Source organism: Bacteroides sp. 2_2_4 (assembly GCF_000157055.1).
In the GTDB taxonomy this organism is placed as follows: Bacteria; Bacteroidota; Bacteroidia; order Bacteroidales; family Bacteroidaceae; genus Bacteroides; species Bacteroides ovatus.
Window position 1 is genome coordinate 328,444 of sequence record NZ_EQ973357.1, and the last position, 21,362, is coordinate 349,805.

General features: G+C 44.6%; 16 protein-coding genes and 1 pseudogene. 5 read left to right on the forward strand and 12 right to left on the reverse strand.

Annotated features, from left to right (window positions below):
* The first annotated feature begins 199 nt into the window (after positions 1-199).
* The 5 genes from BSCG_RS20170 (at position 200) to BSCG_RS20150 (ending at position 9,602) form a co-directional block, all read left to right on the forward strand.
* The gene (locus tag BSCG_RS20170; protein WP_004317457.1) at positions 200-1,015 is read left to right on the forward strand and encodes a family 16 glycosylhydrolase; all 816 of its coding nucleotides are present in this window, start codon (positions 200-202) and stop codon (positions 1,013-1,015) included.
* 20 nt (positions 1,016-1,035) lie between these two features.
* Positions 1,036-4,224, forward strand: a complete 3,189-nt coding sequence (locus BSCG_RS20165) for a SusC/RagA family TonB-linked outer membrane protein (RefSeq protein WP_032849379.1) — start codon at positions 1,036-1,038, stop codon at positions 4,222-4,224.
* A gap of 11 nt (positions 4,225-4,235) precedes the next feature.
* On the forward strand, positions 4,236-5,912 hold the full coding sequence (locus BSCG_RS20160; RefSeq protein WP_004317453.1) for a SusD/RagB family nutrient-binding outer membrane lipoprotein: 1,677 nt from the start codon (positions 4,236-4,238) through the stop codon (positions 5,910-5,912).
* Positions 5,913-5,932: 20 nt separating this feature from the next.
* A complete protein-coding gene (locus BSCG_RS20155) occupies positions 5,933-7,195 on the forward strand; it encodes a hypothetical protein (RefSeq protein WP_008775289.1) in 1,263 nt (420 codons plus the stop codon).
* 112 nt (positions 7,196-7,307) lie between these two features.
* Positions 7,308-9,602: a glycoside hydrolase family 3 N-terminal domain-containing protein gene (locus BSCG_RS20150; RefSeq protein WP_008775290.1), complete on the forward strand. Its 2,295-nt coding sequence runs from the start codon at positions 7,308-7,310 to the stop codon at positions 9,600-9,602.
* 254 nt (positions 9,603-9,856) lie between these two features.
* On the opposite strand, the gene cysK is transcribed toward BSCG_RS20150, so the two are convergent.
* The 12 genes and pseudogenes from cysK to BSCG_RS0127355 all read right to left on the reverse strand — a co-directional run.
* Positions 9,857-10,804, reverse strand: coding sequence for a cysteine synthase A (gene cysK, locus BSCG_RS20145; RefSeq protein WP_008775291.1), 948 nt, complete (start codon positions 10,802-10,804; stop codon positions 9,857-9,859).
* A gap of 127 nt (positions 10,805-10,931) precedes the next feature.
* Entirely contained in the window at positions 10,932-11,732 is an 801-nt protein-coding gene (locus BSCG_RS20140; RefSeq protein ID WP_008775292.1) for an alpha/beta hydrolase, read from the reverse strand.
* A gap of 19 nt (positions 11,733-11,751) precedes the next feature.
* On the reverse strand, positions 11,752-12,258 hold the full coding sequence (locus BSCG_RS20135; protein ID WP_008641340.1) for a hypothetical protein: 507 nt from the start codon (positions 12,256-12,258) through the stop codon (positions 11,752-11,754).
* Positions 12,259-12,285: 27 nt separating this feature from the next.
* Complete coding sequence (locus BSCG_RS20130) at positions 12,286-13,758, reverse strand: class I SAM-dependent DNA methyltransferase (RefSeq protein ID WP_008641342.1); 1,473 nt, start codon at positions 13,756-13,758, stop codon at positions 12,286-12,288.
* A 7-nt stretch (positions 13,759-13,765) separates the two neighbouring features.
* Positions 13,766-14,329 (reverse strand): restriction endonuclease subunit S, encoded by a 564-nt coding sequence (locus tag BSCG_RS0127350; protein ID WP_032841890.1) that lies wholly within the window; start codon positions 14,327-14,329, stop codon positions 13,766-13,768.
* Positions 14,330-14,793: 464 nt separating this feature from the next.
* Positions 14,794-15,687 (reverse strand): heparin lyase I family protein, encoded by an 894-nt coding sequence (locus tag BSCG_RS20125; RefSeq protein ID WP_008641345.1) that lies wholly within the window; start codon positions 15,685-15,687, stop codon positions 14,794-14,796.
* A gap of 6 nt (positions 15,688-15,693) precedes the next feature.
* The gene (locus tag BSCG_RS20120) at positions 15,694-16,683 is read right to left on the reverse strand and encodes an alpha/beta hydrolase (RefSeq protein WP_008775294.1); all 990 of its coding nucleotides are present in this window, start codon (positions 16,681-16,683) and stop codon (positions 15,694-15,696) included.
* Between the two features lie 48 nt (positions 16,684-16,731).
* Entirely contained in the window at positions 16,732-17,934 is a 1,203-nt protein-coding gene (locus tag BSCG_RS20115) for an alginate lyase family protein (RefSeq protein WP_008641348.1), read from the reverse strand.
* Positions 17,935-18,054: 120 nt separating this feature from the next.
* Positions 18,055-18,807, reverse strand: a complete 753-nt coding sequence (locus tag BSCG_RS20110; protein WP_008641349.1) for an SDR family NAD(P)-dependent oxidoreductase — start codon at positions 18,805-18,807, stop codon at positions 18,055-18,057.
* A 24-nt stretch (positions 18,808-18,831) separates the two neighbouring features.
* The gene (locus tag BSCG_RS20105; RefSeq protein ID WP_008641350.1) at positions 18,832-20,298 is read right to left on the reverse strand and encodes an MFS transporter; all 1,467 of its coding nucleotides are present in this window, start codon (positions 20,296-20,298) and stop codon (positions 18,832-18,834) included.
* A gap of 4 nt (positions 20,299-20,302) precedes the next feature.
* A complete protein-coding gene (locus BSCG_RS20100) occupies positions 20,303-20,647 on the reverse strand; it encodes a cupin domain-containing protein (RefSeq protein WP_008641351.1) in 345 nt (114 codons plus the stop codon).
* A 236-nt stretch (positions 20,648-20,883) separates the two neighbouring features.
* Positions 20,884-21,362, reverse strand: a pseudogene (locus BSCG_RS0127355) (chondroitin lyase); the annotation flags it as partial.

A 21,362-nucleotide genomic window follows, 5' to 3' on the forward strand; every position in this document is an offset into this window, starting at 1 on the left:
CCTCATTCTTGTACAGCAACAATCTTCGAAAAAGAATGGGTAAGATAACATCCGTTCGATAAAAATCAGCAGATTTGTCAGCAATCAAACCTAATATGTCAGCAATCTGACCATCGTTTTAGCCGGATATTAGCATCTTTGCACCAAGCTCTACAAGTATAAAGCACATATTACGTTTAACCTTTAAAATGCTAAAACGATGAAAAAAGTAGCACTATTCCTATTTTTATCCGTTTGCTTCGCGCAACAATCCTGTTCATCGGATTCTGTTGGAACGGAACCGGAAGAAAATCCACAAGACATTCTTTTTAAAGACGATTTCAACTTTTTCGACGAAAAAGTATGGACGAAAGAAACTCATGAACCCGGTTGGACCAATCAAGAGCTACAGGCATACGATGCCGCTCATGTATCGGTAGGAAAAGACGGGGATAAATCGGTTCTGATTCTTACCGCCGAACGCAAAGGGAATAAAATCTATTCAGGCAGGATCAATTCAAAAGGGAAAAAGAGTTTCAAGTATCGCAAGATAGAAGCAAGTATCAAGCTTCCCAAGACTAACGGCGGACTATGGCCTGCTTTCTGGATGATGGGAGACAACGACAAACAGTGGCCGGCATGCGGGGAGATTGATATTATGGAAATGGGAGAACAGAGCGGAATGGCTGCGGGCGATTCGGAAAAACAAGTGAACACCGCCATTCACTATGGCCCCAGCGCAGCGGCTCACGAACAGCAATACTACAAAGCCAATGTGGCCAACAGCCTGCAAGACGGCAATTATCACACCTACTCTCTGGATTGGGATGAAAACAACCTGACAATATCCGTCGACAACGTCAAGTTTCATACATTCGACATTAGCTCGAACACATACTTTCATGACAACTTCTACATCCTGTTCAACCTCGCCGTGGGAGGTGCGTTTACAGGAATTACCGATATTAATAAACTGACGGGCCTGAAAGACGGTCAGAAAGTGAATATGTACATCGACTGGGTGAAAATATTATAGGAATCTTAAATATACATGCTATGAATATGGAAAAATGTAAGTATCTACTGTTTTGCGGAACACTCGCCCTTTGGATGGCGGGAAGTTTCCAGCAAGTGTATGCAGCAACGGAACCAAGTTCCCAGGCTATTCAACAACAAAGCAACAAGATAACCGGAAAAGTGAGCGATGCCACAGGTCCCATCATTGGGGCTTCCGTAGTGGAGAAAGGAACTGCCAACGGAACGATTACCGATCTGGATGGAAATTTCAGTTTGAATGTAAAAGCGGGAGCTACGCTCGTTGTCAGCTACGTGGGTTATAAATCCGAAGAAGTAAAAGCGGGAAGAGGTCCTTTGAACATCACCTTGAAAGAGGATGCCAAAGCATTGGATGAAGTGGTAGTCACCGCCCTTGGCATCAAAAGAGAGCGCAAAGCGTTGGGCTACGGCATTGATGAAGTGAAAGGTGAAGCCTTGACCAAAGCGAAAGAGACGAATCTCATCAACTCCATGGCAGGACGTGTGCCGGGCTTGGTAGTCAGCCAGACCGCCGGTGGTCCTTCCGGTTCTACGCGCGTTATTCTGCGAGGCAGTACCGAAATGACCGGCAATAACCAACCTCTTTATGTAGTGGACGGTGTACCTTTGGACAACACCAATTTCGGCAGTGCCGGCACAAACGGAGGCTTCGACTTGGGCGACGGTATTTCGAGCATCAATGCCGATGACGTAGAAAACATGTCGGTATTGAAAGGCCCTGCGGCATCTGCACTTTATGGTAGCCGTGCCAGCCACGGTGTTATCTTGATTACAACCAAGCGAGCCAACAAGGATAAAGTCAGTGTGGAATATAACGGAACGCTGACTTTCGACACCCAACTTGCCAAATGGGATGAAGTGCAACAGATATACGGTATGGGAAGCAACGGTACTTATAGCTATGATGCCATATCCAACACAAACAAAAGTTGGGGCCCCAAAGCGGACGGTTCAAACATGTTGAAGTATTTCGACGGCGTAGAACGCCCTTTCCTCATTGTCCCCGACAATACGTCCAACTTCTTCCGTACAGGTATCACCGCCACCAACTCCGCCATCATAGGTGTGAACAGCGGAAAAACCGGAATTCGCTTTACCTATACGGATATGCGCAATAAAGACATTGTTCCCCAGACACACATGAGCCGTGACATTTTCAACCTGCGCGCCAATACGTCTGCAGGAAAGGTAGACTTGGATTTCAGCGTCAACTATACACGGGAAGACGTGAAGAACCGTCCGGCATTGGGCGACAGCAAGTCTAATATCGGTAAAAACCTGATGACCCTTGCCACCACCTACGACCAAGAATGGTTGCAAACCTATCAGACTGCCGACGGCGAATATTCCAACTGGAACGGCATGGATCCCTACAACGTGAATCCGTACTGGGATATCTATAAGAACTTCAATAAATCCAAGAAAGACTTGTTCCGCATGAACGGCAAGGCCGTATGGAACATCGACCCACATCTGAAACTTCAAGCAACATTGGGCGCCGAACTCAACTGGTTCACGTTCGATGATTACAAAGCACCTACCACTCCCGGATTCGAAGCCGGAAGACTTCAAAACAGTGCTTTCCGCAACCGCATGTACAACTTTGAAGTGTTGGCTCTCTACAACAACCATTGGGGTGATTTCGATTTCAACGCTACGTTAGGCGGCAATGTATATAAGGTGAACAACCAGACCACCGTTACCACCGCTCAAGACATGAAGATACGCGATGTCCCTTCATTGACGAGTTTCAACGAGATCAGTGTAGTGCCCGGCAGTTACCGCAAGCAGATTAATTCGGTTTACGGAGCAGTGAACGTGGGATGGAAACACATGCTTTACCTCGATGCTACGTTGCGTGGCGACCAATCGTCTACCCTACCCACTGGCAACAACATGTATGTGTATCCTTCTTTCTCCGGTAGCTTTGTATTCTCCGAGCTGACAAAACTGGGCGACCTCCTGCCTTACGGAAAGGTGCGTATGTCATGGGCGCAAGTAGGTAGCGATACCGATCCTTATCAATTGGGACTCGTCTATACGAAATCCAAATATGCTTATCCCGGATATACCATCGGATATATCGATAACGGAACCATTCCCAACAAAGACTTGAAACCAACCAAAACAAACTCCGTGGAAATGGGATTGGAATTGAAATTCCTGAAGAACCGTATCGGACTGGATTTCACCTACTATTCTCAAATCAGTAAAAACCAGATTATGGGAATGGCAAGTTCCTGGACAACCGGTTATAACTATCGCTTGATTAATGCCGGTAAGATAGAAAACAAAGGTATTGAGATTGCCCTTAGCACACGACCGATTCAAACACGCGATTTTTCCTGGGACATTAATCTGAACTTCTCCAAAAACAGCAACAAGGTAAAAGAACTGGATGGCGAATCGGATATGTTTGAACTGGAAAAAGCATCTTGGCTCGACGTTCAGGTCGCCGCTAAGGTAGGCGAGAACTTTGGTTCTATTGTAGGCCCGGACTTCCAACGGAACGAAAAGGGAGATATTCTGATTGACCCGCAAACCGGTCTGCCGCAATATGACAAGAGCAACCACGTATTGGGTAATGCCTCTTGGGACTGGACAGGTGGATTACTCACCAACTTTACCTACAAGAATCTTTCGCTGGTAGCGGTATTCGATGTGAAAGTAGGTGCCGACCTCTATTCGATGTCTGCCCGTGCTGCTTATGAATCGGGTAAAAGTCCGGAGACATTGGCAGGACGCGACGCCTGGTATCGCTCGGAAGAAGAAAGATTGGCAGCCGGCATTGCAAAAGGAGCCGATAACTGGAAGCCGACAGGCGGATTCGTTGCTCCGGGTGTCATCGACAACGGTGATGGAACGTATCGCCCCAACGACATCTACATCAATCCGGAAGACTACTGGATGAGCGTTTGCCGTAATGCACCTTCTATGTTTATTTACGACAACTCATACGTGAAATGCCGTGAGCTAACGTTGAGTTACAATGTACCCAAATCCTGGCTGAAGAATGTAATAAGCGGACTGACCGTTTCGTTCGTTGCCCGCAATCCGTTCATCGTATGGAAGAATATCCCGAATATCGACCCGGATTCCAACTACAACAATACCACCGGTATGGGACTTGAATACGGTTCGTTGCCTTCACGCAGAAGCTATGGTTTTAATGTAAATGTGAAATTCTAAAAAGATATATCATGAGACAATCTAAATACATCACAATCATCACGATGGCATGTGCCCTGTTTTTCGCTTCTTGCAGCGATGAATACATGGAAAACATGAATACCGACCCTTCCAAGGCCGCTACCATCGACCCGAATGCGCAGCTCACCACTGCCCAACTGCAAACGTACGGAGACCTTAGTATGATGGAAATCTACCGTAACTACCATTATGCATTCACCCAACAACTGATGGGATGTTGGAACACCACCAACTACGGCGGACGCCATACACTAGACAATAATGAAATGAGCCGTATCTGGACATCGTTCTACACTCAATCCCTGAAGAATATCATTGATGCTCAATATCGCACAGCCGAAGATGCAGAGAAAGTGAACATCAACTCTGTGCTCCGCATTTATCGGGTTTATCTTATGTCTATCATCACCGACACTTACGGAGACGCTCCTTTCAGTGAAGCCGGCCTGGGATTCCTCGAAGGAAAGTTCAATCCGAAGTATGACAAACAGGAAGATATTTACAACGCTTTCTTTCTGGAGCTGGAAGATGCCGTCAATAAAATCGATCCGACCAAAGATAAAGTGACAGGTGACCTCATCTATGCCGGTGATGTAACTAAATGGCAACAACTGGCAAACTCGCTTCGCCTACGTTTTGCCATGCGAATCTCCAATGTCAATCCTACAAAGGCACAAACGGAATTTGAAAATGCTTTAGCTGCCAATGGGGGTGTGATAACGGACGCCTCAAGCGATGCGCTCATCAAATACATGACAATCGCATTTAGTTTCGGACAAGAAGCTTACTCTGATTATCGCGGAAATTCATTGTCACAGTTATTGTTCGGCAACGACCCCGCTAATAATCCAAGTTACCTCTGCTCCACTTTCTTTAATCAGCTACGCCAATCCGGTGACCCTCGTACATTCAAAATTTCCCGTTGTTATTATGACGGGCTGATGAGTGCCACCAGTCCCGACAATCGTGTCGACATCACCCAGGAGATGATTGAAAAAGGGATTGATTTCAGTCCGCGCAACCCGGGTGCCTACTCGTGGGAGCCATGGCCTACAGGATACGACAGCGATATTTGTAAGGAATTAGCCGTTAACAACCCTTCTGTTACAGCAACCATGGCTCGTGAAGTGGAACCCAAACTTGCCAATAATTTCCTAAAAAGCGACAATCCGGGCGTAGTGATGACCTCTGCAGAAGTGAAGTTCCTGATGGCAGAAGCTACTGTGAAAAAATGGAATGTCGGCAGTGTGTCGGCAGAAGATCTTTACAAGCAAGGAGTGCGTGCAGCTATGGATTTCCTGACAGACAACTACGGTTGCACGGCTACTACTGATGCAGAGTTTGATGCATTCATTCAAGGTAGAGGGACGTTCGGACATACGGACAATCAGAAACTTGAAGCTATCAATACACAGGCCTGGATTCTTCACTTTACCAATCCTGCCGAATGTTGGGCAAACGTGCGTCGTTCCGGTTATCCGAAGTTGAAATCACCGGCAGAATATGGGTTCGGACAATATCTCACCGGTGGAACGGAAATTCCGGTACGTCTCTGCTATCCTGTATTGGAATCTTCCTATAATAAGAAAAGCTACAATGAAGCCATCGAGCGCATGGGAGGAACAGATAATTGGCACAGCCTTCTGTGGTGGGATACTGAAAACTAACTATTAAACAATCATCCATTATGAAAAAGATATATATTGCACTATTTGCCCTACTCGCTGTAGGCTCCACATTTACTGCATGCACCGAGGAAGAACCGTTCGCTACGGTGACGGAAAATGATGATCCGCATATCCTTGACCCGGTATTTCCTGACAGGACGAACGGCCAATTGGCTACATTCGCCAACATCAGCCGGGATGCGAACTTATCCATCGCGCTGACCGTGACTCCGAAAGATTACACCACAGTAACCTGGTTCATTGACGGGCAGGAAGTAGAATCGGGTACCGACTCCGACAAAGAAATCAACCGTAGTCTGAAAGCCGGTACGTATAATTTGAAAATAGAAGTGGAAACTGTGAAAGGGAAGAAGACTTCCCGTGAAGGATTAGTGGTGGTCAATCCGTTGGCTGATGACCCTCAATCTAAAGAAGTAGCCTTTGAGAGAATTGTATCTCCCGGTAAGACTGCCCGTTTATATGGCAGTAATTTACAGAACGTAACAGCCATCCTCTTGGGAGGAAACACGATCACCGATCCTACTTATGTTGAATCGGAAGACGAGAACTATCTGGAATACATCGTTCCGACAGGCGTAAGCGAAGGCGATTACCGTATCGTTCTGCAAGATGCCGCCGGCAATGAATATGGAGCCGACATGGTGAAAGTGACCAATGCTTCCCTTGTCATTTCGGGTGCTAACCGGGCTACTGCCAATGTGGACTGGACCATTTCCGGTATCAATCTTGAAAACATCGCTTCTCTAACTATCGGCGGACAGACGGTGTCTCAATTCAGCAATCAATCTTCTACGGAAGTTACGCTGACTTGTCCGGATTTGTCTGATGGAAGCTATACGATGACAGGCAAAACCCGTAGCGGAGAGGCTGTGCAGTTCTTAAACGACAATGTTACAACTACCGAACAGACTGTGACCGTATCTACCGAAATAACACTTTGGTCAGGACACCATTACGTTTCGTGGGATAAGCCGGACGGTGATCCCAACAAAACTTTTGGTTTGATTCCAATGGATGTATTTGCCGGTATCACAGCCGGATCAACACTGAAAGTAGTCTACTCCATAGAACCTACTGCCGAATATCATCAGATGCGACTTGCTACTGGTAATTGGTCGTACTTCACAGACCCGATAAACTTCTCGGAAAACGGTGAATACGCACTGACACTGACCCAAGACATGCTGAATATGATTCAAGCTGAAAACGGATTCATCTGTGTAGGTCATGGCTATTATGTAGACCTGGTAACCGTGAAATAATGTTCCTAAGTAAGTTTAAAAATCATTCATACCATAAGTATCTGTCATTCTTCGGGTTAAAGTCCTCTGAATGACAGATTACATAAACGATGCTACTTAAAAACAAATCATAATGAAACTAAGAAATATTATATTAATGACCGCATCTATCGCAATGACTGCCTGTTCCAAACAGGCAGTTCCCACTGCCATTCCTGAAGACGCTAAAATAGAACAACAAGTGGAAGAGCTTCTATCAAAGATGGACCTCGATGCCAAGATTGGACAGATGACCGAGCTTGCCATTGATGTATTAGGAGAGACGATAAATGGTGAATTTCAATTGGACGAGGCAAAACTCCACAAAGCGATTGCTGAATACAAGGTAGGTTCGTTTCTAAATGCTCCCGGCCCGGTAGCACAAAGCCCTGAAAAGTGGAACGAGATTATCAGTCGAATACAAGAACTGTCGATGACGGAGATTGGTATTCCATGTATCTACGGACTGGATCAGAATCATGGTACTACCTATACATTGGGCGGAACGCTCTTTCCTCAAAATATCAATATGGGTGCTGCCTTCAATCCGGATTTGACCTACGAAGCAGCACGTGTAACGGCTTATGAAACAAGGGCTAGCAATTGTCCTTGGACATACTCCCCCACCGTCGATATGGCACGTGATCCCCGTTGGCCGCGTGTATGGGAGAATTATGGAGAAGACTGTTTAGTCAATGCCATTATGGGCAGCACTGCCGTCCGAGGCTTCCAAGGAGATGATCCTAACCATATTCCCGCCGACCGAATCGCCACCTCCGTGAAACATTACATGGGATACAGCATGCCACGTACCGGTAAAGACCGCACACCGGCTTATATATCGGTTTCCGAACTGCGTGAGAAATGTTTTGCACCGTTCAAGGCTTGTGTGGAAGCTGGTGCACTGACTATAATGGTCAACAGTGGTTCCATCAACGGAAAGCCTGTGCACGCCGACCGCGAACTCCTTACACAATGGCTGAAAGAAGACTTGGGATGGGACGGAATGTTAATCACCGACTGGGCGGACATCAACAATCTTTATACCCGCGAACATGTGGCGGCAAACAAAAAAGAAGCCATCGAAATGGCAATCAATGCAGGTATAGACATGGCTATGGAACCGTATGATCTCAATTATTGTACACTACTAAAAGAGTTAGTGCAAGAGAAGAAAATACCCATGAGCCGTATTGACGATGCCGTCCGCCGGGTGCTTAGACTTAAATTCCGTTTGGGTCTGTTCGATCATCCGAACACTTTATTGAAAGATTATCCTCTCTTCGGCAGCAAGGAGCATGCGCTTATCGCACTTCATGCAGCCGAAGAATCGGAAGTATTGCTAAAAAATAAAGATAATATTCTTCCGCTTCCTCAAGGGAAAAAGCTACTGGTAACCGGTCCGAACGCCAACTCTATGCGTTGCTTGAACGGTGGTTGGAGCTATTCATGGCAAGGACATCTGACCGATAGATTTGCTGACAAATATAACACCATTTACGAAGCAATCTGCAACAAATTCGGAGCCGATCATGTCCGTCTGGAACAGGGCGTAACCTACAAACCCGAAGGTGCTTACATGGAAGAAAATGAACCGGAAATTGAGAAAGCTGTGGCCGCTGCCCGCAACGTGGATATTATTATCGCCTGCATCGGTGAGAATTCATATTGCGAAACACCCGGTAATCTTTCCGAACTTGCCATCTCTGCCAACCAAAGCAAACTGGTAAAGGCACTTGCCGCTACGAGAAAACCGATCATCCTGATACTCAATGAGGGTCGTCCCCGCATTATCAACGAGTTGGAGCCATTGGCTGATGCTGTTATTGACATTCTATTACCCGGAAACTATGGTGGCGATGCATTAGCGAACATTCTGGCAGGAGACGTGAACCCCAGTGCCAAGATGCCTTACACATATCCGCGACACGAAGCAGCACTGACTACCTACGATTATCGGGTGAGTGAAGAGATGGACAAAATGGAAGGAGCTTATGACTACAATGCAGTAGTCTCCGTTCAATGGCCTTTCGGATACGGATTGAGCTACACCACTTTCGAATACAGCAACTTCCAAACGGACAAATCTTCGTTTACCACAGGAGATGATTTGCACTTTTCCATAGATGTAACTAATACCGGTAAATATGCCGGAAAAGAAGTTGTCATGCTATTCAGCAGTGATCTTGTGGCTTCGCTTACTCCCGAAAACCGCCGGTTACGAGCCTTCAAAAAGGTGGAACTGCAACCAGGCGAAACCCGAACTGTCACTCTATCCATCAAAGGCAGCGACTTGGCTTTTGTCAATTCCGATGGGCAATGGATACTGGAACAAGGGGATTTCCGTATGCAATGCGGAAATCAAGTATTGACTATTACTTATAAGTAGGCATTTATAAGTAGGTATTTATAAATAAATGCGCATTATTAATGTATACACTCCCGACAATAACTCTATGAGACACTGCGTTACTTTGTGGTGAACTCAAATTATCATCTAACCGGTTGAACAGCCGTTTGAGACTGTTCAACCAAATTTAAACAACCGCTCCTCTTGGTCCAAACGACCGTATGTCTACAACAAAAAGACAATCGTTTGAGCCCAAAGGAGCGGTTGTTTTTATCTGAAGGAAAGCGGCATTATTACAAAGGATATTCCTCAAAAGCATACAAAATGGTAGATAAATAACGTTCACCTGTATCGGGTAATAATGCAACAATCATTTTCCCTGCATTTTCCGGTCGCTTCGCCAGTTCCGTAGCAGCATATACGGCTGCGCCTGAAGATATGCCTACCAACAAACCTTCCTGTTTGGCTAATTCACGACTCGTACGAATGGCATCGTCATTCTGCACCTGAATAATCTCATCTACGATAGAAGCCTTGTACGTTTTAGGAACAAACCCTGCACCGATTCCCTGAATCTTATGCGGACCTGGTTTTCCTCCCGAGAGTACCGGAGAATCAAAAGGTTCTACTGCCACGATCTTTATACTCGGATCACGCATCTTCAGCGCTTCCCCTACACCGCTAACTGTCCCGCCAGTACCTACTCCGGCCACAAAGATATCGACTTTCCCCTCGGTATCTCTCCATATTTCCAGACCGGTAGTCCGTAAATGCATGGCGGGGTTAGCAGGATTCTCAAATTGTTGTAAGATGACTGCCCCCGGAGTGACCGCTTTCAGTTCTTCAGCTTTGGCAATGGCTCCTTTCATACCATCTGCACCAGGAGTCAATACTAATTCCGCACCTAAAGCTTTCAGAAGATTACGCCGTTCGATACTCATGGTATCGGGCATCGTCAGAATCAGTTTATAGCCTTTAGCAGCTGAAACAAAAGCCAATCCCACACCGGTATTTCCACTGGTCGGTTCAATGATAGTTGCTCCGGGATGCAAAATTCCTTTCGTTTCTGCATCCTCAATCATAGCCAATGCTATGCGGTCCTTCACGCTTCCTGCCGGATTGAAAGACTCAATCTTTACAATCAGACGAGCTTTCAGGTCGTTACTTGTATTATAGTTACTAAGTTCCAATAACGGAGTATTACCTACCAAATCCGTCAATTTTCTTGCTATCTTTTCCATATATATCTGTTTTAAATTTCTCTTGTTTTAATATATGACAAAGATAGTGCGGATTCTGTTCAGGGTAAATACCATATATGTGGTAAATTCATACCACATATATCTGACTTCTTGCCAGAACAATATATCATTTGAATCTCTTCACATAATCTGCAATCAGACAACATGCCGGACCGAGTACCTGACCATGATCGAATCCTTGCATTTCATACAAAGTCACCTTCTTGTTACCTATACTTTTCAAGACAGCTTCCAGCAACGCATTTTCTTCATATCTTGCCGCCATCTCCAGATGCTTGTCCCCCGTAATCAACACGAGAGGAGCAGTTTCCTTGCGGGCCTTATTTACCGGAGCATACTCATCAACCACCGGAATACCGTCAGGCAAACCGCGTTCCTTACGAATAGTGAAATGTGTCACCGTCTGACCACTCACCGGAAGATAAGCAGCTACACTATCGGCATCTGCTCCGTATGCTGCCAAGTACTTTTTATCCATTGCCAGAATCAATGAAAGATAACCTCCCGCAGAATGACCGGAAACGAAAATGTAATCCTTACGACCGCCATACTTCTCAATATTCTTGAAAACCCATGCCACAGCTTCAGCCGCATCTTCGATGTAAGCCGGATTCTTTACTTTCGGACTCAAACGGTAATTCACCGCCACTACTGCAAACCCTTGTTCTCTCAATTCTTTGGGAATAAATTTATTTCCACCTTCCATACCACCGCCATGAAACCAAACGATAGTTGAGAAATCCTTCTTGTTTTCAGGATAATAAATATCCAGTTTACAACGCTCCTGACGATAGGTGTCCGTTTCGGAACCAGAGACATAAGATATATCTTTATCGGTGCGATAAACATTTTGTGCTTGAGCAATGCAAGTAACAAGCAAAAAGAGAAGAGAAAAAATCTTTTTCATGGTTTTATTTATTTTATATTCATCTATTAGTACTATTCTTAAAAATTACTTTAGAGTTAATGATGTCATGTTCATCAATATATAATTCAGGATTCTCACCCGAGCTTTCCACCAAAGCTTCAATTGTGATACACTCATCCGGCAACCACTGTTTAAAATGTAACATATTATCTCTCAACTCTACCATATTATTGTCCGTAGCTGATAATTGAATCATCTTTTTTACATTTTTCGTATATAATGGAAGTCCGCCCCCTTTAGCCACTAAAGAAGATTGGGCACCTTCACCAATAATATTTCTATTTCCCGTATTCTCTAACGTATAACATATTCTCCAAAGATTTTCAACCGGTATCGTATCTTCATACTGTACAAAGACAGTAATTCCAGGTATTTTAGGTTTTTGCGTCAGCAATGTACTCTCTGTACAGCAGATTGTCACTCTGACTTTTTCCTTCGAGAAATATGAAAGCAAAGTAACTACTCCTCCTAAAATTGTGACTATTGTAACTATAACTTCTATCATACACCTGTGTCTTTTTTTTCATAATTACTATTCTTTAGTCAGCTCCCTCAATCGCCATGCACAATCTTTAAATTGCTTATCAATACACTTTAACCGCTCTTCCAATTCATCTATTCTTTGTAAAGCAACTTTTACATCAATCTCCTTTCTCTCAATCTTATCCTCTACATACTTAATTACTTTCAAATCGTACTTGTTATGCCGTATCTCATCCTGCGTAGCGATATAGAACGAACAACCTTTTTTTTCTCTCCCCATCTCTTCTCCGGCAAGAAACTTTTTATATGTATTCGAAAGCTGTTCCAGCATTTTATCAGAAAGTTTACAAAGTCCTTTATTCGAAATATACCCCTTCCGTGCGTCAACAAATAAAGTTTGCGTCCTCATTCTTTCCTTTCTGAATACAAGAATTGCCGTAGAGATAGCCGCTCCATAAAATAGATTCGGCGGCAATTCAATAACTGCCTCAAGTAAATTATGTTCAATAATCTGCTCTCGTATCTTACTTTCAGTATTTCGGAACAAAACGCCTACCGGTACTACTACAACAGCTTGTCCGTCATTCCGCAAACTTGCCAAAATATGACTTATATACGCCCATGTAACCTGACTTTTAGGAGGAATGCCATATTTAAAGCGTTTGTAAAAATCACTATAAGCCTCTTCGGCTGCCCACTTATCCGCAAATGGAGGCACAGAGACAACAATATCAAACTTTCTTAGCCCTCCATGATCCAACAATTTAGGATTACTAAGACTATCTCCCCAAAGAAAAGTCGCACCCTTGAAGCCATTCAGCATCAGATTCATTTTTGTCAATGCATACAAATTCCAATTCACTTCTTGCCCATAGAGCTCAGTACCTCTGATCCCCATTTTTTTACCGACCTCAACCAACAGAGTACCACTACCGGATGCCGGATCGCACAAACAAGCATTTTTTCTATCGCCATCTATTAGTTTCGTGATCAAACTAACTACCTCTGTAGGAGTAAGCACATTATTTATCTTTTTACCTGCTTCTTCAGCAAATATATATAACAACTGATTATATAAATCACCAACGTCTATCAACTGCCCGGTAGCATTAGTCAGCCTGATTTCTTGAAAAAGCAAAAGAAGCTCACGCAACTTGATCGATCTCGCGTTCATATCTCCTAATATATTACTTTCGAAATCAATAGCTTTATTGATTTCATAACCTTCAGTAACCAAAGCGTTCACCTGCTCCAGTTCATAAAGAGCCATATTTATCAATCTGCCAAGTTCCGGTGAATCAAGTTCTTTACATAGATAATCGAAAGAACTGCGCTCGGACACTAACAAACGTAAAGCAGGGCTATTATCATCTTGTTGAAAAGAATTATTTGATTTATAGTACTCACTTGCAGATTTCAAAAATAGCAGAGCCAATACATAATCCCTGCACTGATCGGCAGAAATCGTTCCACCCAAAATTTGCCGTGCTTTACTTACGATATAATATGCTTTCTCTTTCATAATACAATCATTTTAAAGAATCCATCAACAACTGATCTTGCAAACTCTGTTTAAGTATATCAATTTCACTACGAATACATTCACCTTCTTTTCTCAACCGATCCATTTCTACAACAAGCCTTTGTACTTCTATAGATGGTATATCAAGCTGTATTTCCCCCATTACCGATTGAGGAATCACCTGAATACCTGTACCTACTGCTGCATTCTTCAACATACCAAGAATGGACGATGTATTTAAAAAACAACAAAGGAATTCCGGTAATATGTTACTAATGACGGGACGTATGATAATAAAAGATGAAGATGCTATAGTACTTCGTTCTGTCCCTTCATACTGTATGCAATAATTGGAGCCTCCTTTAGCCGCAAACAACAAATCTCCGTTTTTCAACCAATGCTTATCATTTATTCCTGTATTTATTACCGTAGCTATTTGAGTATAATCAAGTTTATTCTCCGAATTAACATCCTTTACCTGCAAATACCTGACCTCACCTTGTGAATCAGTTTTCATGTATATGCCGGATTGCATTATAGCTATATCCTTTAATGTTACTTTCTTATTCATTACCTTACCATTTCAAATAAAGACTCTACTTAAACAATCTGCCATGAATATCAGTAATACTATTTCTTGGCTATTACCTCAATTTTATAGATTGACCGCACAAATATATAGCTTTTTCTGATATTACCAAGCAATAGAAAGAAAATAAATCATAATCGACAAAACATATCTTACCTCCTCCATCTTTTCAGGTTTCGTCAAGTAGAAATCCTACTAAATACAAATCACGCAACTTGATATAAAATCAGAAGAACATAAATTACCTGCTTTTGACAAAACATACATCAATACCCCATTCAAATATCCCACCGTCTTCCCCTAGCATATTTAGTTTTAATATGCCTATAATAAACGACAATCTCCCACCCGAAAATATACCTCAAAGTATATTCCGGACAGGAGACCACCATAATAGACAAAACGAACTGTTTGTCCTTTTCTAAGGTTTTCTTTAAAATCCCTCTCTAAAGTTTCTTGATAGAGAAATCGGCAAAACGAATTTCTTCGTCACGCAACTGGTCTTGCCAGGTCCTATCTTCACCCAAATAGCGGTAGATACCCCATTTGGGACGAAGTCCCGTACAATCCGTACGCCACATATCCATCTTTTCAGAACTAAATTCCAAGAGAACTTTTCCGTCTTTTATGCGTGTGATGACTACTTCATACGAACCGTTCTCACCGAAACAGGCTTTTTCTTCTACTTCCACCCAGTTGCCGAGGAAGCCAGCAAGGTCTGTACTGGCAAGGGTAGTAGTGCTTCCGCCACGTTTGTCATAACGTACGCGCAGTTGTTGACCGCCTTTACTGCCGCTGTTGGAATAAGCAGTCAGGGTAATGAGTGGAGAACCGACGTCTGCCGTGCCCGATGAATTATCAATACCCTTCAACTGGTGGAGATGGGAGAATTTGGCTGTCGTCTGGAATCCTGTCGGCAAACAGAATTTCCAGCGAAACACCATAGTCTCTCCCTTTTGTCCGACAAGGCTTTTCGGAGACTTATTATCCGTCTTTATCTCATTACGCTGGCGGTCGGTGATGTTTGTCAGTCCGCGGTCATCATCTATCTCGGCATGAATAAAGAAAGCAAATACGTACTTATTTAGCTGGTTGTCATGCACCTGCTGAATATGTTGGAAGTGCTCTGTCTTATGTTCGCGCGAGGAGTCGGGAGCTTCGTGGTTATAGCCCGAACGTTTAATCAAGTCATACGTTTTTGCGCTATTACCGTCAGCGGTTAATGTGCCATCCACCGGTTGTTCCGGTTTCAGTTGTTCTTTCTCATCTATCACTTCCGACGAACTGTTGGAGCAGGCGATAAAGGCGAAAAGAGCTAAGAATAAAATTCCTTTTCTCATTTGGATTTATTTAATATGGTTAGTCAGGAAATCTACCGACTTGAAGAAAATCTCTTCCATCTTGTCCGAAGTCTTCGAACTTACGTTATGGTCATAGTATTCATACTTCAACAAGTCGCAGACTCCCCCTCTTTTCTTTAAAGCCGATGCGAACATTTCGCTCTGTTCACACTCTACCGTAACATCACACGTGCCACATACCAGCATGGAAGCAGGAACGTCCTTCCTTGGAATCAGATTTATGGGAGAGGCTTCACGAAGCACTTTCGGCTCTCTGTCACAGAAGTATGCAATACGCTGAGGGTCTTTTGTTTTCATGGTGATGGCAGCCTTTTCCAAGTTATATATTCCGGAATAGCCTACGAAAGCCTTTGTACCGGGAACAGTCATCGCAGCTACTGCTGCCAAGTGCGCACCGGCAGAAGTACCCAGGAAACCGAAGCAATCAGGGTTAATGTTCAGTTCTGCGGCATGCTCCTGTACATACTTCACTGCGTCCAGAATATCCTGGATAGAGACTTTCACCGTTGCATCGGATTGAGGTGCCAATGTATAAGAGACACGTACGCCTGTTATGCCTTTCTGTTTCGCCAAGTATTGGGATAAAGACCGGGACGAGCCGTTATTACCGCGCGCCCATCCACCACCGTGGATATAAACGACAAACGGGGCAGGCTTCTCTGTCTCAGCAAAGTCTACCGTGAGTATCAATTCGTAATCCTTATGTTTCTTGTAGACGATGTCCTTTGTAGTCACTCCTTTATAATCCTTGCTTTTCAAGCGGTCTGCCTGATAGGTATAGGGAACCATCACATCGGGAATGGTGTTCACATCAATAAACTTCGCATATTTCTTTGCATACAACAAGGCATAAGAACCGTCGTCGTTCCGCGTCATCTTCATGCCATAGCGGTTGGAGAACTGCTGTGGTTGAGATTCCTGCGCAAGGCAGAGAAGCGGCAGCATACACAAACAAAAAATCAGTTTCAGTTTCATGTTATCACTTTATATTAGGTACAGATAATCTTATTTCTTCTTCAAATTTTATTTCTTCTTTAAAACCAGATAAGGTATTGTTTCCACATCGGACGTACTGTATTTCAAACCGATGCGCTTTGCCGTATCGACATACTTCTGATTACCCAATGCCGTTCCCGCTTCATAAAGAAGAATGGCGGCACGGGACTGGTCGAAAGGTTTAATCTGTTTAAATTTCCAGTCTTCGGGATTCAGATAAAACGGATACAGATAATCTACCGCCTGCGAAGCCACTTTTCCGTTGGAAGCAGGGGTACTCCATAGATTGATGCCTATCTGGCTGGTAATTTGGTTGGCTTCCATTAAGGCTTCCAGAGCGAAAGTGGAATAATGCAGGGAGAGAGTCCGTTTCAGTTCCTGGGGTAACGAGCCGTCGTCGGCAATCTGTGCACCCATCTTGGGGAGAATACTTTGTTCCGCCACTTCGCGGATACGGTCGGTACGGTCCAAGTAAGCCAGTACCATCAAGTGGATGGCTTCGTACCACAAGCCATGATTGTTGGCGGCATGAGATTCCCTTTGCCCTTGCGTGCTGTTCTCCATCCAGTAACAGAAGGCGGTAGCCCAATCATCGAGTTTTTTCTTATCCGAGGGAGTCCAGCTTTTCGAGCCTTCTATCAGTTTGGCAACACCCAACGCACGGCTGAAACGGCGCGAGTCTATGAAGCCCGAACCTCTCATTTTCTTCATACCCGGCACGGCTTGGGCATAAGTCATATTCGGGTTCATACCCAGTTTCGGGTCTGTGAACCATGTCCGCAAGTGGTTGGCGCATGCTTTGGCGTAGACTTCTTTTCCTGTGATATAATAGAGTACTCCCAGGCAGTAAGCGGCATCACCGAAACGGTTGGCATTCTCACGTTCGGGGTATTCGTAGACTTCGGGATTTCGTTCACCGTCTTTCCGGATATAGGGAAGTCCGTCTATTTTTGTAGAATCAGGCCACCAATAGGGAGATAAGGTCATATAATCCCTGGGATCTTTACTGGGGGGAAGTTTTTTCTTGGCAGTCACCGATAGAGGAGTCATCTTTATATATTTCTCTGCCACCTTTTCCTGAAGTTCAATGTATCGGGTGACTTCCTTCTCACCTTTCTGATAGTCGTTTTTTAGCTGTTCAAGCAAAGTCGCATTAAACGGGCCTAAGGGGGCGGCATTCAGTATCCCCCAACAGAGGCATACAGCCCATATAGCAAAGATTCGTCTCATAAATATTTTCTTTAAAGTAGGTAAGTATGTCATTCGGAGCGAAGCGGAGAACCTGCTTCTGGTATCTGCCAAGGGGCAGGTTCTTCACTACGTTCGGAATGACGGTATCAGCTTTCTTCTTTAAGAGAAGAAACAGCCACCGTTAATGTCAATGTTCGTACCTGTCAGGTAAGAAGATTCGGAGCAAGCGAGGAAGCAAACCAGGTCGGCAACTTCATCGGCAGTTCCTTCACGACGCAATGCGTAGGAAGCCTTCATACGTTCGCGGTTTTCCGGCGTATTGAAACGGTCGTGGAAAGAAGTGGCAATCGTGCCTGGACAGATAGCGTTGCAACGGATTCCCTGAGGGCCGAGTTCCTTCGCCATGGAACGGGTAAATGTCATTACCGCACCTTTCGCGGTTGCATACATGGAAGCTCCATTGCCACCGCCGTCGCGGGCAGCCAATGAAGAGAAGTTGACGATAGAACCGCCTGCCGGCATCATCGGAACCACTTCACGGGTACAGAGGAATACGGAACGCATATTGACATCCATCAGGAAGTCATACCAGTCTTCGTCCTGTTCGGTGATTTTCTTACGGCCTACAATGCCGCCTACTACATTCACCAATACATCTACCTTGTCGCCGAATGCCTTGTTACACTCTGCAAAAAGATTCTTTACCGCAGCAGCCTTTGTCATATCACCCTGAACTGCGATTGCTTCGCCACCGACATTTTTAATCAGTGCCAATGTTTCCTGTGCATCGGCTTCATTGTCGAAATAGTTCAGGCAAACTTTTGCACCTTCTGCTGCCAATTTCACTGATATTGCACGACCAAGGTCGCGTGCGCCACCTGTTACGATAGCTACTTTTCCTTCTAATTTCATAATTGTCTTGTTTTTAAAATACGTTTATTTTTTTATTTGTTTAATCTCTCCTACTGTCAGGAAGATGGAACACAGCGATAGCGGCACCAAAGCTCCCAACAGACTGAATAATAATATCCAATTCGTAATATAACTGGCAAAAAGGATTGCCAGGATAGTACCTAATACGGCCGAAGCACCGCCCAGTCCTGCCAGCGAGCCGACAGATTTGCCGCTGTGCAGGTCGCTCGGGATAGTCTGCAAGTTCGTCATAAAGAACTGGAATCCACCCAGTACCAATGCCATGAAAACGATAGCGACCGGAGCCGTAGTAGACATGATAGCTGCCAAGATAGACGGGATGATGATAATCCCACCAAGCAGCATTGCCGCCTTACGGGCATAGTTCACCGTATGTCCCCGGTTTATCAGCCAACCGGAATACCAGCCGCCGGCAATACTTCCCAATGCCGCACCTACATACGGAACCCAAGCGGAGAATGCCACCTCTTTGATATTCAAGTGGAACACATCTGCCAGATATAACGGCAGGAATGTCACGAACATCCACCAGATAGGGTCGAGGAAGAACCGTCCCAAAATGACAGACCAGTTCTTTTTCACCCGGAGCAGTTCGCCCCAGCTTTTTCCTTTATCCTCGGTTTTCAGCTCCTGTTCGGGCTGACCGCTCAAGATATAGGTACGTTCTTCTTCTGTAATCCAGGGATGCTTCTTCGGCCCTTCCTTATTGATAATCAACCAGGGAATCAACCAAATCAGTCCTAATCCGCCGACTACAATAAAAGTCAGTTTCCAGCCGAAAGCAATGAAGAGCATCAGGATAATAATCGGTGCAAGGATTGAACCGATGGATGCTGCCGCCCCGAACAAACCCTGTGCGAAAGCGCGTTCCTTCTGCGGGAACCATTCGGCGTTGCTTTTCGTCGTACCGGGCCACGGACCGGCTTCCCCCAATCCGAGCATCATCCGGAAGAAGGTCAGCGAGAAGATTCCCCGTGAAAGGGATGCTAATGCATCTGCCGCCCCCCAGACGAGCACGCTCCAGAAGAAACCTTTCCGGCATCCAATCTTGTCGTACAGTTTCCCGGAGACAAGCTGGCTGATACCGTATGCTATCATAAAGAAGATAGTTATCAGACCAAGAATATCTTTCGCTTTCTGCGAAGCATCCGGGTCGTTGCGGTCTATCAAGCCGAGGTCGATAGCGATACCTTCGCGATTGGTTACGAACGTAACGCCGTTCTTCTCCTTCATCTGTACGTTGGCTACGCTGACAGAATCCCGGTTGCCATTAGCGGCTGTCAGGATATACTGCTCTCCTGCCAGGACGGCATGATTACCTTTATCTGCCGACGCATCCGCTTCGGAAACCAAGTGATAGTCGATATTAGCCACCCACATATAGTTGAGCGTACCTCTATCCAAATAGTTGATGATGGTTATCAGCATAATTAACCCGATAACCATCCATCGGAGTCCTTTTACCTTCATACGTTTACAGGTTTAAGAAGTCTGCACGCACAGGGCTGAACGTATCAATCAGGATACCGGCTTCGAGGCAAACACAACCATGCAGCTCGTCGGGCGCTACATAGTAGCCGTCTCCGGCAGAAAGGATTTCTTTCTTATCGCCAATGGTTAGTTCAAACTTGCCACTTACTACGTAAGTCGCCTGGCTGTGGTAGTGCTCATGCATACTCCCTACTGCACCTTTGTCAAATTTCACTTTGACCATCATCAACTGACCGTCATACGCCATAATCTGGCGATTTACACCCGGAGCAGGATTTTCCCACTTCAAATCTTTCTCAAACTGATAAGTTTCACTACATGTTTTCATATTTCTGTCTATTAATGGTTTATTATATTCTCGATTCATTTATAACTCATCTTTCATTAGTTATCTCATCCCATATTAACATCCTGTAATCAAGTTGTTAATTCACTGTATTTCAGAAGTTAATTCACCGTTCGTCAAGTGTTAACTGTTAAGTTGTCAAGTGTTAACAGTTGAGCCGATAAGTATTAATACTTGAGAAGACAGGTATTAATACCTGAGAAACGGAAAACTAATCATCATTTCATAAATACTCCGCAACGACCGTTCCAAGCATACATAGTGCCTTCGACCGTCAGGCGGTGCCCTTTCTCTTTGTCGGCATCGGTATTGCTCAAGCAAAGCATTACGGAATGCCCGCCTTTATAGGTTGCTTTCACCACTGTATAGGAAGCCGTATCCATCACGACTTTCACCTCTTCGCAAGATGAGGTCAGGTTACTGGAAGTTTCCATTACCACATCATATTCTCCATGCGTTTCGATGGAAGTGGCGAATGTATGGTTCTTCCGTGCTTTTTCCCTTATCAGGAAAGCGGTTTCGTTTCTCAAGTTGAAATCAGGGTCATTGGCACCCAGACGAAGCATCTTCATCTCTGTTTGCGCAGTAGTAGCTATACTAATAGTATAGAAACGATCCTTATTAACAAAGGTGAAGCTTGATGTATTTCGGCTCTTGTTCTGTCCCCAGGCTTCCAGCCAAAGATGCTGATAGCCGT

Excerpts from the sequence above, each read along its gene's own strand:
- BSCG_RS20170 (WP_004317457.1), top strand. The coding sequence starts at position 200 with ATGAAAAAAGTAGCACTATTCCTATTTTTATCCGTTTGCTTCGCGCAA.
- BSCG_RS20165 (WP_032849379.1), top strand. The coding sequence starts at position 1,036 with ATGAATATGGAAAAATGTAAGTATCTACTGTTTTGCGGAACACTCGCC.
- BSCG_RS20160 (WP_004317453.1), top strand. The coding sequence starts at position 4,236 with ATGAGACAATCTAAATACATCACAATCATCACGATGGCATGTGCCCTG.
- BSCG_RS20155 (WP_008775289.1), top strand. The coding sequence starts at position 5,933 with ATGAAAAAGATATATATTGCACTATTTGCCCTACTCGCTGTAGGCTCC.
- BSCG_RS20150 (WP_008775290.1), top strand. The coding sequence starts at position 7,308 with ATGAAACTAAGAAATATTATATTAATGACCGCATCTATCGCAATGACT.
- cysK (WP_008775291.1), bottom strand. The coding sequence starts at position 10,804 with ATGGAAAAGATAGCAAGAAAATTGACGGATTTGGTAGGTAATACTCCG.
- BSCG_RS20140 (WP_008775292.1), bottom strand. The coding sequence starts at position 11,732 with ATGAAAAAGATTTTTTCTCTTCTCTTTTTGCTTGTTACTTGCATTGCT.
- BSCG_RS20135 (WP_008641340.1), bottom strand. The coding sequence starts at position 12,258 with ATGATAGAAGTTATAGTTACAATAGTCACAATTTTAGGAGGAGTAGTT.
- BSCG_RS20130 (WP_008641342.1), bottom strand. The coding sequence starts at position 13,758 with ATGAAAGAGAAAGCATATTATATCGTAAGTAAAGCACGGCAAATTTTG.
- BSCG_RS0127350 (WP_032841890.1), bottom strand. The coding sequence starts at position 14,329 with ATGAATAAGAAAGTAACATTAAAGGATATAGCTATAATGCAATCCGGC.
- BSCG_RS20125 (WP_008641345.1), bottom strand. The coding sequence starts at position 15,687 with ATGAGAAAAGGAATTTTATTCTTAGCTCTTTTCGCCTTTATCGCCTGC.
- BSCG_RS20120 (WP_008775294.1), bottom strand. The coding sequence starts at position 16,683 with ATGAAACTGAAACTGATTTTTTGTTTGTGTATGCTGCCGCTTCTCTGC.
- BSCG_RS20115 (WP_008641348.1), bottom strand. The coding sequence starts at position 17,934 with ATGAGACGAATCTTTGCTATATGGGCTGTATGCCTCTGTTGGGGGATA.
- BSCG_RS20110 (WP_008641349.1), bottom strand. The coding sequence starts at position 18,807 with ATGAAATTAGAAGGAAAAGTAGCTATCGTAACAGGTGGCGCACGCGAC.
- BSCG_RS20105 (WP_008641350.1), bottom strand. The coding sequence starts at position 20,298 with ATGAAGGTAAAAGGACTCCGATGGATGGTTATCGGGTTAATTATGCTG.
- BSCG_RS20100 (WP_008641351.1), bottom strand. The coding sequence starts at position 20,647 with ATGAAAACATGTAGTGAAACTTATCAGTTTGAGAAAGATTTGAAGTGG.